The 13,916-nt window shown below is 71.0% G+C and carries 13 protein-coding genes; 7 read left to right on the top strand and 6 right to left on the bottom strand.

Annotated features, from left to right (window positions below; all coding sequences use genetic code 11):
- The first annotated feature begins 3 nt into the window (after positions 1-3).
- From G5B31_RS16590 to G5B31_RS16575, 4 genes are all read left to right on the top strand, one after another.
- Positions 4-1,359 carry a phosphomannomutase gene (locus tag G5B31_RS16590; RefSeq protein WP_165019322.1) on the top strand — a complete coding sequence of 452 codons (1,356 nt, stop codon included), beginning with the start codon at positions 4-6 and terminating at the stop codon, positions 1,357-1,359.
- An 807-nt stretch (positions 1,360-2,166) separates the two neighbouring features.
- The gene (locus tag G5B31_RS16585; RefSeq protein WP_165019321.1) at positions 2,167-2,820 is read left to right on the top strand and encodes a protein-L-isoaspartate O-methyltransferase; all 654 of its coding nucleotides are present in this window, start codon (positions 2,167-2,169) and stop codon (positions 2,818-2,820) included.
- Between the two features lie 99 nt (positions 2,821-2,919).
- Entirely contained in the window at positions 2,920-4,296 is a 1,377-nt protein-coding gene (locus G5B31_RS16580; RefSeq protein ID WP_165019320.1) for a TolC family outer membrane protein, read from the top strand.
- 164 nt (positions 4,297-4,460) lie between these two features.
- Positions 4,461-5,309, top strand: coding sequence for a hypothetical protein (locus G5B31_RS16575; protein WP_165019319.1), 849 nt, complete (start codon positions 4,461-4,463; stop codon positions 5,307-5,309).
- A 149-nt stretch (positions 5,310-5,458) separates the two neighbouring features.
- On the opposite strand, the gene G5B31_RS16570 is transcribed toward G5B31_RS16575, so the two are convergent.
- The 3 genes from G5B31_RS16570 to G5B31_RS16560 form a co-directional block, all read right to left on the bottom strand.
- Positions 5,459-5,785 (bottom strand): DUF6280 family protein, encoded by a 327-nt coding sequence (locus G5B31_RS16570; RefSeq protein WP_165019318.1) that lies wholly within the window; start codon positions 5,783-5,785, stop codon positions 5,459-5,461.
- A 216-nt stretch (positions 5,786-6,001) separates the two neighbouring features.
- A complete protein-coding gene (locus G5B31_RS16565; RefSeq protein WP_240904466.1) occupies positions 6,002-6,778 on the bottom strand; it encodes a folate-binding protein in 777 nt (258 codons plus the stop codon).
- Between the two features lie 91 nt (positions 6,779-6,869).
- A complete protein-coding gene (locus G5B31_RS16560) occupies positions 6,870-8,543 on the bottom strand; it encodes an ABC transporter ATP-binding protein (protein WP_165019377.1) in 1,674 nt (557 codons plus the stop codon).
- Between the two features lie 518 nt (positions 8,544-9,061).
- Between G5B31_RS16560 and G5B31_RS16555 the strand changes: the two genes are divergently transcribed.
- On the top strand, positions 9,062-10,273 hold the full coding sequence (locus G5B31_RS16555; RefSeq protein WP_165019317.1) for an alanine--glyoxylate aminotransferase family protein: 1,212 nt from the start codon (positions 9,062-9,064) through the stop codon (positions 10,271-10,273).
- Between the two features lie 30 nt (positions 10,274-10,303).
- Here G5B31_RS16555 and G5B31_RS16550 read toward each other — a convergent pair whose 3' ends face one another.
- From G5B31_RS16550 to G5B31_RS16540, 3 genes are all read right to left on the bottom strand, one after another.
- On the bottom strand, positions 10,304-10,918 hold the full coding sequence (locus G5B31_RS16550; protein WP_165019316.1) for an exopolysaccharide biosynthesis protein: 615 nt from the start codon (positions 10,916-10,918) through the stop codon (positions 10,304-10,306).
- A gap of 19 nt (positions 10,919-10,937) precedes the next feature.
- Positions 10,938-11,870, bottom strand: a complete 933-nt coding sequence (locus tag G5B31_RS16545) for a DMT family transporter (protein ID WP_165019315.1) — start codon at positions 11,868-11,870, stop codon at positions 10,938-10,940.
- A gap of 428 nt (positions 11,871-12,298) precedes the next feature.
- Positions 12,299-12,664, bottom strand: a complete 366-nt coding sequence (locus tag G5B31_RS16540; RefSeq protein ID WP_240904465.1) for a DUF305 domain-containing protein — start codon at positions 12,662-12,664, stop codon at positions 12,299-12,301.
- A 184-nt stretch (positions 12,665-12,848) separates the two neighbouring features.
- Here G5B31_RS16540 and G5B31_RS16535 point away from each other — a divergent pair, with 184 nt between their 5' ends.
- Both G5B31_RS16535 and G5B31_RS16530 read left to right on the top strand, forming a co-directional pair.
- The gene (locus G5B31_RS16535; protein WP_165019314.1) at positions 12,849-13,637 is read left to right on the top strand and encodes a gamma-glutamyl-gamma-aminobutyrate hydrolase family protein; all 789 of its coding nucleotides are present in this window, start codon (positions 12,849-12,851) and stop codon (positions 13,635-13,637) included.
- Between the two features lie 41 nt (positions 13,638-13,678).
- The gene (locus G5B31_RS16530; RefSeq protein ID WP_165019313.1) at positions 13,679-13,906 is read left to right on the top strand and encodes an N-(5'-phosphoribosyl)anthranilate isomerase; all 228 of its coding nucleotides are present in this window, start codon (positions 13,679-13,681) and stop codon (positions 13,904-13,906) included.
- Positions 13,907-13,916 lie beyond the last annotated feature (10 nt).

Genomic DNA, 13,916 nt, shown 5'->3' with positions numbered 1-13,916 from the left:
AAAATGTTGAGCTGCTTCAAGGCTTACGACATCCGCGGCCGCCTCGGCGAGGAACTGGACGAGGACATCGCCCGCCGCATCGGCCGGGCCTTCGCCCATGTGCTGGGGGCGCGGAAGGTCTGCGTCGGCCGCGACTGCCGGGCCTCTTCCGAGGCGCTGATGGCGGCTGCGGTCGAGGGGCTGCTGGCGGCGGGGGTGGAGGTGCTGGACCTCGGCCTTTGCGGCACCGAGGAGATGTATCACGCGGTGACGCATTTCGGCGCCGGGGGCGGGATCGAGGTCACCGCCTCGCACAATCCGATGGATTACAACGGGATGAAGATGGTCCGCGCGGGTTCGGCGCCGCTGGACCCCGCCACCATGCGCGCGGTCCACGACCTGGCCGAGAGCGTGGATTTCCCGCCGGGCGGGCAGGGCAGGGTGGTGCCGGCGGCGGGGGCGCGGGCGGCCTATGTCGCCGGCGTGGCGGGCTTCGCCGATCCGCAGGCGCTGCGGCCGCTGCACGTCCTGGTCAATTGCGGCAACGGCGCCGCGGGGCCGACCTTCGACGCGCTGGCCGAAGCGCTGGCGGCGCAGGGCGCGCCCTTCCGCTACACCCGCCTGCACCACGACCCCGACGGCAGCTTCCCGAATGGCATCCCCAATCCGCTTCTGCCGGAAAACCAGCCGGTGACGGCGCGGGCGGTGGTGGAAGCGGGGGCCGACCTCGGCATCGCCTTCGACGGCGATTTCGACCGCTGCTTCTTCTTCGACGAGGCGGGGGGCTTCGTGCCGGGGGAATATGTGGTGGCGCTTCTCGCCTCGGCCTTCCTGGAGAAAGAGCCGGGGGCGGCGATCGTCCACGACCCGCGGGTGGTCTGGGCGACGCAGGATGCGGTGGCGTGCGGCGGCGGTAGGGCGGTGCTGGCGCGCACCGGCCATGCCTTCCTGAAGGCGGCGATGCGGCAGACCGGCGCGGTCTACGGCGGCGAGATGTCGGCGCATCACTATTTCCGCGACTTCATGGCCTGCGATTCCGGGATGATCCCCTGGCTGCTGGTGGCCGAACTGATGGGGCGGAGCGGCCAGCCGCTCTCGGCCCTGGTCGGGCGGATGCGGGCGGGGTTCCCCTCCTCGGGCGAGATCAACTTCCGGGTGGCGGATGCGCAGGCGGCGGTGGCGCGGGTGGAGGCGGCGCTCGGCCCGCAGGCGCGGGCGCGCGACCTGACCGACGGGCTGAGCCTCGATTTCGGCGACTGGCGGCTGAACCTGCGGTCGTCGAACACCGAGCCGCTGCTGCGGCTGAACGTCGAGGCGCGGGGCGACGCGGCGCTGGTGGCGCGGTCGGTCGAGACGGTCCGGGCGCTGATCCTCGGCTGAGCCGCGATCCGGCGGTGCGGCTGCCGCCGCATTCCTTTTCGTGGTGGCCGGCGGAGTCTCATGGGGCTGCTGTCGCCTGATGGGGGCATTCTGCCCCCAAACCCCCTGAGGATATTTGCAGCAGGTGAATTTGAAGAAGAGCACTTCTTGCAATTCACCTGCCTCCAAATATCCCCGCCGGAGGCACGCCCGAGCCGGTTGCGCGCTTGCGCGCAGAGGCGAGACGAAAGGCTTGCGCCGCAAGGCGCTCCTTCTGGAAGCCGCCTCAGTGCAGCGCGAGGCCGGGGGGGGGTCGCGCCGGATCGGCCAGCCCGGCCGCGGCTTCGGACCGGCCTGCACCGGGCGCAGCGTCACCAGATGCGACGGGCGGTCCTCCCAGCAGCGGGGGTCCTGCCGGACTTCGGCGGGCAGGAGCCAGCGGTTGAACACCAGCCGCTTGCGGAAACTCACCTCCGCCTCGTGCCAGCGGCCGAGCCGCCCGGCCGCGGGCGCCGCGATCAGCGCCTGGCGCAGCGCGGCCTCGCGCCGCCGCAGGCGCAGGATCTCGGCCCTGATCTCGGCCAGTTCGTCGGCAAGGCAGGTCATCGTCATCCGTCGCCCCTTCTGTTGCGTGCGTCCGATCCGGGCAGCCTGCCGCAGTTTCCTTAACGGAAGGTTGGCGGCAGCGCGGTTTCCGCGCGGACCTGCCCGCCGGGGCTGGAAATCCCCCGGCATCTGCGGCACAAAGGCGGCAAGCAAGCCTGTTGCCCCCGGGCAGGGGCTGCGGTTATACATTCACAAGACACGATCTAAACCGAAGGGTTCAGAATGAGCGAGTTCGCCTCCCGCCGGATGATGATGGTGGACACCCAGGTCCGCCCCTCGGACGTGACCAAGTTCCCGATCATCGACGCCATGCTTCAGGTCCCGCGCGAGGTCTATGTGCCGCGCGACCGCCAGGAAGCGGCCTATGTCGGCGAGAACGTCGAGATCGCCCCCGGCCGGGTGGTGCTGGAGCCGCGGACGCTGGCCAAGATGCTGGACGCGCTGGACATCCAGCCGCATGAGATCGTGCTCGATCTCGGCTGCGGGCTCGGCTACTCGGCCGCCGTCATCGCCCGGCTGGCCGATACGGTGGTCGCCGTGGAGGAGGATACCGAGCTGGCGGCCGAGGCGCAGCGGGCGCTGTCGGAGGAGGGCGTCGACAATGCCGTGGTGGTGGCCGGGCCGCTGGCCGCCGGCGCGGCCAAGCACGGCCCCTACGACGTGATCACCGTCGAGGGCGGGATCGAGACCCTGCCGCAGGCGCTGGCCGACCAGCTGAAGGAGGGCGGCCGCATCGCCGCCGTCTTCATGGACGGCGCGCTCGGCACGGTGAAGGCCGGCATCAAGCAGGGCGGGCGGATCGACTGGCGCTTCGCCTTCAACGCCGCGGCCCCGCTGCTGCCGGGCTTCGCCCGCGCCCGCAGCTTCGTTCTGTGATGAGAGCCGCGCCCCGGCCAAGGGGCGCGCAAGTGCCGACGGAAAGGCCGGCGCCGGCCGTATAGGCCGGGCGGGCCAGCGAAACAGGAAGGCGGATCAATGCGGAAACTCCTGCGGGCAGTGACGGTCACGGCGGCCCTTGCCCTGTCAGCGGCTCAGGCCAGCGCCGAGACGCTGGCCGATGCGCTGATCGCGGCCTACAAGAACTCGCATCTCCTCGACCAGAACCAGGCCGTGCTGCGGGCGGCGGACGAGGACGTGGCCATCGCGATCTCTGCGCTGCGGCCGACGATCAACTTCGTCGGATCGACGGCCTATACCTACAGCGAGGGCCTGAACCTGCTCGGCGTGCGCACGACCAACGAAAGCCTGGTCAACTCGGCCACGCTGTCGGCCGAGCTGGTGCTGCTGGACTTCGGCCGCCGCGAATTCGGCATCCGCATCGCCGAGCATACCGTGCTTGCCACCCGGCACGCGCTGGTGAACGTGGAGCAGCAGGTGCTGCTGGCGGCGGTCTCGGCCTATGTCAACGTGCAGCTGACCCAGCAGATCGTGACCTTGCGCGAATCGAACGTGCGGCTGATCACCCAGGAACTGCGCGCGGCGCAGGACCGCTTCGACGTGGGCGAGGTGACGCGGACCGATGTCTCCATCGCCGAGGCGCGGCTGGCCGCGGCCCGGTCGAACCTTGCCGCGGCGCAGGGCGACCTGATGGTGGCGCGCGAGGCCTACAAGGCCGCGACCGGGGCCTATCCGGGCCGGCTGGCGGCGCTGCCGCCGGCGCCGAGGATCGGCAAGACGCTGGAAGAGGCGCAGGCGGTGGCGCGGCGCAGCCATCCGCTGGTGCTGCAGGCGCAGGAGCTGGTGACGGTGGCAGAGGCGCAGGTCGGCCTGGCCGATGCCGCCATGAAGCCGACGCTGGGCCTGGGGGCCTCGGTCGGCTGGAACGACGACGAGGACCTGACCAAGCGGCTGGGGCTGAACTTCAACCAGACGCTCTATGCCGGCGGCGCCAATTCGGCGCGCTACCGCAAGGCGCTGGCCGGGCAGGACCGGGCGCGGGCCGGCCTGGGCCAGACCGTGGTCGACGTGCTGCAGAACGTCGGCAACGCCTGGGCCGCGCTGGCGGTCTATGCGGCCTCCATCGAGGCCTCGGACCGGCAGATCCGCGCGGCGCAGGCGGCCTTCGAGGGCGTGCGCGAGGAGGCGACCCTGGGCGCCCGCACCACGCTGGACGTGCTGAACGCCGAGCAGGAACTGCTGGACGCCCGCGCCTCGCGGCTGCAGGCCGAGGCGGGCCGCTATGTCGCGGTCTACCAGGTGCTGGCCAGCATGGGCCTGCTGACGGTGGAGCATCTGAATCTGGGCATCCCGACCTACGACCCCAAGGCCTATTACGATGCGGTGAAGACCGCCCCGTCGCACACCAGCCGCGGCAAGAAGCTGGACGAGATCCTGAAGAAGATCGGCGACTGAGCGGGGGGCCATCCCGCTGAGACGGGGCGGACCGTTTCCGCCCTGTCGCCTCTCTGCCCCGATTTTAACCAATCCTTGACGGGTCTTGCGCCAATTTCTTGTCACGCGGGGCGGTTCTGGCTATGGTGCCCGGCAAAACACACAAGACCGGCAGGCAGAGCGACATGTCCGAACCCCTGACTTCGCATGAGATCGAGGATGTGCTGTCCTCCATCCGCCGGCTGGTCTCGGAAGACCTGCGCCCGGCCCGCGCCGCCATGGCCGCCGCGCCGGAGGCGAAGGCCGAGGCCGGGAAGCTGCTGCTGACCCCCGCGCTGCGGGTGGTGTCGGCGGAACCGGAAGAGGCCGCCGCGCCGGCCTGGCCGGAGCCGGAGACGGCGGCGCTGGCCGATCTGGCCGATGCGCCCGCGCTTGAGGAAACCGCCCCCGCAGCCATCGCCCCGGCGGATGACGCCTATGACGAAGTCTACGACGATGCCGGGATGGCGGATGCCGCCTCCGGCCTGACGGCGGGCGAGGGCGAGGTTCTCTGGGCCTCGGCCGGCGAGGAGACCGAAGCCGTGGAGCCTGCCGCCGGGCCGGCGCCGCTGCATGGCCACTGGACGGCGCAGGAGGTGCCGGGGCTGGACTGGGTGCAGGAGGAAACCGATTGGGTGGAGCCCGAGCCGGTCGCCTTCGTCGCCCATCCCCGCAAGCCCGAGCTGACCGAAGAGCCGCTGGCCCGCGCCTGGGCCGACCGTGCCGAGGCCGCGGTGCGGGCCGAACTGGACGAGACTCCGGCGGCCAGGGCGGAGACGGTGGTGCCGCCCGCGGCGGAGCCGGAGACTGCGGCGGAAGGGCCGGGCCTCTTCGACGGCGAGACCGGCATCGACGAGGAGATGCTGCGCGAGATCGTCCGCGACATCATCCGCGAGGAACTGGCCGGGACGCTGGGAGAAAGGATCACCCGCAACGTGCGCAAGCTGGTGCGGGTGGAGATCAACCGCGCCCTGACCGCGCGGGAATTCGAGTAATCGGAGGTCCGGGCGCCATCGACTTTTCGACGAAAAGTCGGGGGTCGAAGGTCTGCGGTGCGCCCCGGGCGACGCAGGCATTCCCAAGCCTCCGAAATGAAAAAGCGCGCCGCAGGGGCGCGCCTTTTTCTTCGGCCGGGAAAACCGGCTCAGGCGGCTTCGGCCTGTTCGGCTTCCAGCGCGTGGCGGCGCTCGGATTCCTCGCGGCTCAGCGCCACCGAGGTGCGCACGCCCTTGGAGACGAATTCCATCAGCCCCTTCACCACCCGCTCGTTCGGGTCGATGCCGGCGCAGGACAGCACTTCGCGGCCGTCGCGCGACCGCGCCCAGCGGGCGATCTGGTCAGGACCGTTGCCATATTTCTTGTCGTCGGCGATGGCGTCGTCGAGGGCCGCCAGAACCACGGCGGCAAACAGCTTGCGCGCCCGCTGGCCTTGCTCGAAGTTGAAGGCCGTGCTGTCGATGGAGTCGAGCATCAGCGAAATCCTTGGTCTTGTCTTTTCTGTTCGCCCTGCGCTTGTAACGATTTGAACACGATTCGGGGGTTTCCGGTTTGGAATGACAGCCTTGCGTCTGGCGCATGGCTGCTTCCTCCGGCCACGATATCTGGTGTTCGTTAGCGCAAGCAGCCTGCGACATATGGGGGTGGCGCAGGCAATTTCAACATTCCGGCAGAGCTTTTGCCGTATTTTTCAGCGGCCTCGGATCGCCGCCAGCCGGGCCGTCCCCGCCCGCAATTCCCCTTCCATCCGGTCGAACCTCATATGCGCCAACGCGAAGCCCCCGGCAGAGGTTCCCAACCGTCCCGCCTCGCGCCCGTCGGGCAGGGTGATCGGGGTGCCGGGGGCGGCCTCGCCGTCGATGGACAGGCGGACCAGGCCCTTCCTCAGCTCGGTCTTGTGCTTCATCCGGGCGGTGACCTCCTGCCCGACATAGCAGCCCTTGCGGAAGTTCACCCCGTTCAGCCGCTCGAAGCCCATCTCCAGGATGTAGCTGTCGTCGGGCACCAGATCGGCGGGATATTCCGGCACCATCAGTTCCACCCGCAGTGCGTCCCAGTCGGTCGCCGGCGCCGTGCCCGGGGCATCGCCATAGCGCCGCCAGCCGAGGCCGGAGTGGCGCGGGTCGGGCAGGGCGCCCTCGGGGGGCTCGCCGAGCCCGCGGGTCACCTGCAAAGCGGTGGGGGCGATCTGCACATCGGCGCGCAGGCGATACATCTGGAGGCGCTTCAGCACGGGTTGGGCCATCGGCTCCGGCAGGTCCAGCAGGATGTCGTCCTGACCGGGCAGGCGGGCGAGGAAGAAATCGGCCAGATACTTGCCCTGCGGCGTCAGCAGCGCCGCCCAGACCAGCCCCGGCGCCTGGCCGAGCGGCAGCACGTCGTTGGTCACCAGCCCCTGCAGGAAGGGCAGCACGTCGCTGCCCGAAAGCCGCCAGACCGCCCGTCCTTCCATCGCCTCGCCGATCATCGTCGCACCCCTTTGCCGACAGTCTGTGGTGGTCGCCTGTCTTTCGGCAAAACCGGGCTCCACTTTTGCCGGACAGGCTCCATATAGGCGTTCAATCGCGGAATTGCAGGGCGTGGAGACGGGCATAAAGCCCGCCCTTCGCCAGAAGCTGGTCATGGCTGCCGGTCTCGACCGCCCGGCCCTCGTCCATCACCACGATCCTGTCGGCATCGCGGACGGTGGCCAGCCGGTGGGCGATGACCAGCGTGGTGCGGCCCTGCTGCGCCCGGGCCAGCGCCTCGGTGACGGCGGTCTCCGAGGCGGCGTCCAGCGCCGAGGTGGCCTCGTCCAAGAGGAGCACCGGCGCATCGGCCAAAAGCGCCCGGGCGATGGCGATGCGCTGGCGCTGGCCGCCGGAGAGCGCCGAGCCGCGGGGGCCGGCGGGCGTGTCGAGCCCCGCGGGCAGGCGGGCGAGGAATTCGTCCACCCGCGCATCGGCCAGCGCCGCGGCCAGCCTTTCCCCGCCGATGCCGTCGCGGCCGAGGATCAGGTTCTCGCGCAGGGTCTCGTCGAAGAGCGCGGCCTCCTGCGCCACGGCGGCGAAGTGGCGGCGCTGGTCGGCCAGGGTCATGCCGGTCACGTCGGCGCCGCCGAGCAGGATCTGCCCGCCCTGCGGCTCGGCCAGCCCGGTCAGCAGGTGGAAGACGGTGGATTTCCCCGCCCCCGAGGCGCCGACCAGCGCGGTGACCTTGCCGGCCTCGGCGGTGAAGGTCAGGCCGCGCAGCACCGGGGTGGCGTCGTAGCCGAAGTCCACCGCGCGGAACTCGATGGCCGGGGGCAGCGCGGCGGGCAGGGCGCGGCTCTGCGCCGGGCGGCTGGCCTGCGGGTGCCGGTCGAACAGCGCATAGAGCCGCTCCAGCGAGGCGCGGGAGATTTGCCATTGCCCGGCCAGGTCGGACAGGCGGCGGATCGGCTGGAAGGTCAGCGCCATGGCGGTGAAGAAGGCCATGAACTCGCCGGTGGTGCGGGTGCCCGCCACCACCTCGCGGCCGCCCAGCATGAGGACGGCGAAGAAGCCGAGGCCGGTCACGATGTCGACCAGCGCCGGCATCGCGGCGCGGCCGGTGGCGGATTTCACCTCGGCCCGGGTGATGCGGTTCAGGATCCGGCGGAAGCGCGCGGCCTGGTAGCCCTCCATCCGGTTCAGCTTGACCTGGGCGATGCCGTGGAAGATCTCGTCCAGCCTGGTGGCGCGCAGGCCGGATTCGGTGCGCATCTGCAGGGTCTTGCGGCGGATGTAGCGTTGCAGGCCGAGCGCGGGCAGCAGCAGCAGCGGCGCGCCGACCAGCGCGGCGGCAGTCCAGAGCGGGTCGATCGAGAGTGCGACGGCGAAGAGCCCGATCAGCGAGACCGCATCGCGGGCTATCCCGGCCACCACCAGCTGCATCCCGGCCTGGGCGGCGACGGTATCGCCCTGCACCCGCTCGATCAGGCTGCCGGGCGGGTTGGCCTGGAAGAAGCCGCCGTCCAGCGTCAGCAGGTGGCCGAGGAGCGCGGCCTGCATGTCGGCGGCGGTCTCCTGGTTCAGCCGGGCGATCAGGTGGCGGCCGAGGATCGAGGTCAGCGCCCGGAACAGGAAGAGCGCGAGGATGCCGGTGCCGACCCAGGCCAGCGCCGTGGTGGAGCGCGAGGCGAAGACCTGGTCGAAGAGCGGCTCCAGCAGCCAGGAGAGCGCGCCGAGCGTAGAGCCCTCGGCCACCGAGACGAGGATCGCCAGCCCCAGCATCTTCCAGCGGCGGCCGAGGAAATCGCGCCAGTAGCGGCGGAAGAGGCGGGTCGGGGCAGGGTCTGTCTCGGCCAAGTCGGGCCTCCGCTGGGGTGGCACGGGTGTAGCGGATCGGGGCGCGGGTCTCAAGGAGTCCCCGACCGTCGTCCCGGCGCAAGGCGCCCGCCGGGGTGAACCCGTGGTAGGGCGGGGTTCACCCCGCCGCTCCGTTCCTTGCCTTGGCGAAGGCCATCGCCTTCGCCACAGCGCAACGCTTTACCTTGTCCGGCCGGTCCCCAAAGGCCCGGCCAGCGCCCGCCCCGCCCTCGGCGGGCGCTTCTCGCCCGCCGGGTCGGGCGCTGGCCTCTCGGGGTCTCGTGCCGCACCGTCTCCGGGGTGCTGCCGTCGCGCACGGGCGGGGGCGAGGCAGTGCCTCGCCTTCTCCCGCCCGGTCAAGCCGTGCAACCCGTCCAATCCCCCCGGTTGCACCGCGCCCCGATCCGGCCTAGCCATGTCCGGCGAACGGAGAGGAGCCCGCGATGACCCTTGCCAACGGCCAGCCCTATCTTGCCATCCCCGGCCCCTCGGTCATTCCCGACCGGGTGCAGCGGGCGATGCACCGGGGCAGCCCGAACATCTACGAGGGCGGGCTGCTCGACCTGGTGGAAAGCCTCTGGCCCGATCTGCGGACGCTGGCCGGGACTTCGGGCCATGTCGCGGCCTGGATCGGCAACGGCCATGCGGGGTGGGAGGCGGCGACGGCCAACCTGTTCTCGCGCGGCGAGAAGGCGCTGGTGCTGGCGACCGGGCAGTTCGGCCATGGCTGGGCCAACCACGCAAGACAACTGGGGGTGGAGGTCGATGTCCTCGACTTCGGCCGGCAGGCCCCGGCCGATCCGGGGCAGGTGGAGGCGGCGCTGCGGGCCGACCGCGAGGGCCGGATCAAGGCCGTGCTGACCACCCATGTCGACACCGCCACCACCATCCGCAACGACATCCCCGCCCTGCGCCGCGCCATCGACGCCGCGGGTCATCCGGCGCTGTTCGCGGTGGACTGCATTGCCTCGCTGGGCTGCGACGAATTCCGCATGGACCAATGGGGCGTCGATGTCACCGTGGCGGCCTGCCAGAAGGGATTGATGACCCCGCCGGGCCTGGCCTTCGTCTGGTTCACCGAAGCCGCGCGGCAGCGCTGCGGCGAGGGCGACCTCGCCAGCCCCTACTGGCGGTGGGGGCCGCGCATCCCCGGCGCCTCGGACGAATTCTGGCACCTCTGGGACGGCACCGCGCCGACCGCGCACCTTTACGGGCTGCGCGAGGCGCTGACCATGCTGGTGCACGAGGAGGGGCTGGAGGCCGTCTGGCATCGCCACGAGGTGCTGGCCGGTGCGGTCTGGGCCGCCTTCGACGCCTGGGGCCGGGGCAACCCGCAGATCGCCATGAACGTCGCCGATCCCGACTGGCGCGGCCGCTCGGTCACCGCGGCGCGCTTCGGAGCGCCGCAGGCAACCCGGTTGCGGGAATGGTGCGAGCACAGGGCGGGCGTCACCCTGGGCATCGGTCTCGGCATGGCGACGCCGGAGGACCCGGCCAGCGACGGCGCGCTGCGGGTGGCGCATATGGGCCATGTCAACGCCCATATGACGCTGGGGGCGCTGGCGGTGATGGACGCCGGGCTGAAGGCGCTGGACCTGCCGCACGGGGCCGGCGCGCTGGAGGCGGCGGCGAAGGTGGTCGCGGCGGGGGCGTAAGATTTCGATTTTTCGCTGAAAAATCGGACCTCAGAACGCGTTCATCAGCAGGAAGACCACCGATTTCACCAGCGCATAGGCCAGCCCCGCCACATAGACCAGCGAGCCGAAGGCGGCCAGCACGCCGAGGACGATCCAGAGCCCGTCGCGCTCCAGCACCCCGAGCCCGATCAGGCAGAGCGCGATGGAGGGGGCCATGTTGGCGAAGGGCACCGGCAGCACCAGCGCGATGGAGACGATCAGGCACAGCGCCCCCAGGATCCGCTGCGCCCGCGGATGGGCCAGGACCTGCATCCGCGCCCGCAGCAGCCGCTCGGCCCGCAGCAGCCAGGGCTCGATCCGCGCCACCAGCGCCTGGAAGGTGCTGCGCGCCATCGACCGCCGGGCGATGAAGCCGGGCAGCCAGGGGTCCAGCCCCAGCATCATCTGCGCCGACAGGAAGATCAGCGGCAGGCCGAGGATTCCGGCGGTCCCCGGCGGCGTCGGCAGGATGTTGGGGAAGGCGAAGATGAGGAGCAGCGCCCCGAAGGCGCGGGCGCGCATCGTCTCCACCATGTCGTGGACCGAGATGCGGTCGCGGCTGTCGTCCCCGGCCAGCGCGGCGAGGATCTCGGAAAGGCGGGGCGGAGGGGCGGGCTGCGGCATCGGTTGGGGGACCCGGGGTTCAGCCCCCGGATGCCGCTTTTGCGGGCGGCTGTGAAGGGGAGATTTTCCGCACCCGCCGCTCGCGCAGCGAGATGTAGACGGCCGAGCCGATCAGCACCGCCACGCCGAGCAGGGTCCAGCGGTCGGGCCAGTCGCCGAAGAACCACCAGCCGACCAGCACCGCCACCACGATCTCGGTGAAGGCCAAGGGCGCCAGCAGCGAGGCCTCGGCCTGTTCGTAGGCGCGGGTGATCAGCAGATGCCCTGCGGTGGCGATGATGCCGACCCCCAGCAGCATCAGCCATTCCTGCGGCTGCGGCATCTGCCAGCCGAGCGGCAGCAGCAGCGTCAGGCCGAGGGTGCCGATGGCGCTGGTCTGGAAGGTCATCACATTGGCGTCGTCGTGCACGGCGCGGGCGCGGGTCATCACGAAATAGCTGCCGAGGCTGGTCCCCGCCAGCAGCGCCAGCAGGGTGCCGGGGTTCAGTTCCACCAGGCCGGGGCGGATGATGATCATGGTGCCGAGGAACCCCACCGCCACCGCCGCCCACCGGCGCGGGCCGACCCTTTCTCCCAGCACCAGGGCGGAGAGCAGGGTGACCACCAGCGGATTGACGAAGAAGATCGCCAGCGCATCGGCGATGGGCAGGTATGTCAGCGCGGTGAAGAAGAACCAGGTGGAGGCGTAGAGGAGCAGCGCCCGCAGGCTGTGGTAGAGCGGCCGCTCCGGCAGCAGCGCCCGGCGCCCGGCGGCGCGGAAGGCGAAGGGCGCCACCATCAGCGCCCCGAACAGCGCCCGCGCCCAGACCACCACCAGGATCGGCAGCCCGGCCTGGCCGAGGAACTTCGCCAGCACGTCGATCAGCGGCAGGATCGCCATGGCGGCGAGCATCAGCCCGATGCCGAGCAGCGGCCTCGGCTGCGGCCGGGCGGGGGAGGGGGCGCGTGTCATGCCGGGCAGGCTATGGGCGGGCTGCGCGGGATGCCTGCCTGAAAGCGACGGGGGAGGCAGCGGGATGGAGTATTCCGAACCTTCGGCTCCGGCGGGTCGACGGGGCTTCCGGCGCCGGATGCCGACCCGGCTGCGGGCAAGGACTTGGCCGAGAGCGAGGGCAAGGGCGGAGTGCGGGCATCGCGGGGGAGGCGATCCGCGCTCGGGCAGGTGGCCCGACCCTGACCGCCGCTCTTGGCCAGACGCCCTTGGGCGACGTTGGGGGCATTCGCCCGCCGATATGGCACGCAAGTCCGGCGGGCTGGCGGGCTTGCGGTGCCGGATGCCGACCTTGCCTGCGGGGCGGGGGCTTGCCCGAGAGCGAAAGGCAAGGATGGGGACGATCCTCCCGCTCCCGGGCAGACGGCAGGAGAACTCGGAGGCGTGGCTCAGGGCGCGTGGTCCGCCAGCCACTCCTGCATCCACCGGATCTCCGCCTCCTGCGCGGCGATCACCGCTTCGGCCAGTTTGCGCACCTCCGGGTCCTTGCCGTGCTCCAGCACCACCCGGGCCATCGCCACCGCGCCCTGATGATGCGGGATCATGCCGCGGATGAAATCGACATCGGCATCGCCGCTGTAGTCGATCGCCATCGCCTCGTGCATCGCGGCATTGGCGGCGGCGAAGGCCTCGGTCGAAGGGGCGGCAGCGGCGGCGCCATGGCCGGAATGGTCCATCGCGGCCGGCGCGTCCTCGGCCGGCAGGGGCAGGGCGAGGGCGGCAAGCAGCGAGGCGGCAAGCATGATCCGTTTCATCGGGGGTCCTTTCCTGTGCTCCGCTCCGTCTCGCAGCTTCCCCCCGCTGGAAGGCAAGTCACGAGCCGGTGAGCCCCTGCGCCAGCGCAACCGGCCTGTGCGTCGCGGCCCGCATCAGCCCCTTCACCCTGCCGCGCCGGGGGGTTATCCTGCCCGCGAAAGTCACCATTGCCGGACCCCGGACATGTCCTGCCTGACCAGCCGTCGCCCCGTGGTGGGCATCATCGGCAACTCCCATGCGATGAACGACCGCTATTTCGTCCATGCCAGCGGCACGATGAATTCCGAGGCGGTGGCGGACGTGGCGGGCTGTCTGCCGCTGATCATCCCGACCGACCCGCGCTATGTCTCGGTCGAGGACCTGTTGGGCCTTTGCGACGGCTTCCTGCTGACCGGCGGCCGGCCGAACGTCCATCCTTCGGAATACGGCGCCGAGGAGACGCCGGCGCATGGCGCCTTCGACCGCGGCCGCGATGCGGTGGTGCTGCCGCTGATCCGCGCCTGCGTCGACCGCGGCCAGCCCTTCCTGGGCATCTGCCGCGGCTTCCAGGAGGTGAACGTGGCCATGGGCGGCTCGCTCCACCCGGAAATCCGCGAGTTGCCGGGGCGGATGAACCACCGGATGCCGCCCGAGGGCACGCTGGAAGAGCAGTTCGCCCTGCGCCATGCGGTGCGTTTCACCGAGGGCGGGGTGTTCCACCGGCTGATGGGCGCGGCGGAGGTGATGACCAACACCCTGCACGGCCAGGGCATCGACCGGCCGGGGCCGCGGATCGTGGTCGAGGGCATCGCGCCGGACGGCACGCCGGAGGCGATCCATGTCAGGGACGCGCCCGGCTTCACCCTTTCGGTGCAATGGCACCCGGAATGGCGGGCGGGCGAGGACCCGGTGTCGCGCCCGCTGTTCGAGGCCTTCGGCCGCGCCTGCACCGACTGGGCCGAGGGGCGGAAGAAGCGGCTGGCGGCGGAGTAGCGTCAAGGTTTCGTCAACCCTTTGCGGCCAGCATGGGCCTCATGTCCGCCCTGCCGCCCCTTTCCCAGGACCAGTTCTTCGGCGAGTTGTTCGCCTCGAAGGCCGCACGCGACGGCGCGGTGATCCGCCGGCAGGTGCGGGATGTGGAGCGGTATGTCGGCCGCGCGGCCTTCATGGCCGAGATAAGACGGCGCGGCTTCTCGCTGGTCGAGAATGCCGGACAGTTCGTGATCTTCTGCAACCGGGGGCCGTTGCGGCGGCTGTTGTAACGGCGATTTC

The sequence above is a fragment of the Rhodobacter sp. SGA-6-6 genome (assembly GCF_011043545.1).
GTDB lineage: Bacteria > Pseudomonadota > Alphaproteobacteria > Rhodobacterales > Rhodobacteraceae > Pseudogemmobacter.
This window is presented reverse-complemented; position numbering and strand designations above follow the sequence as displayed.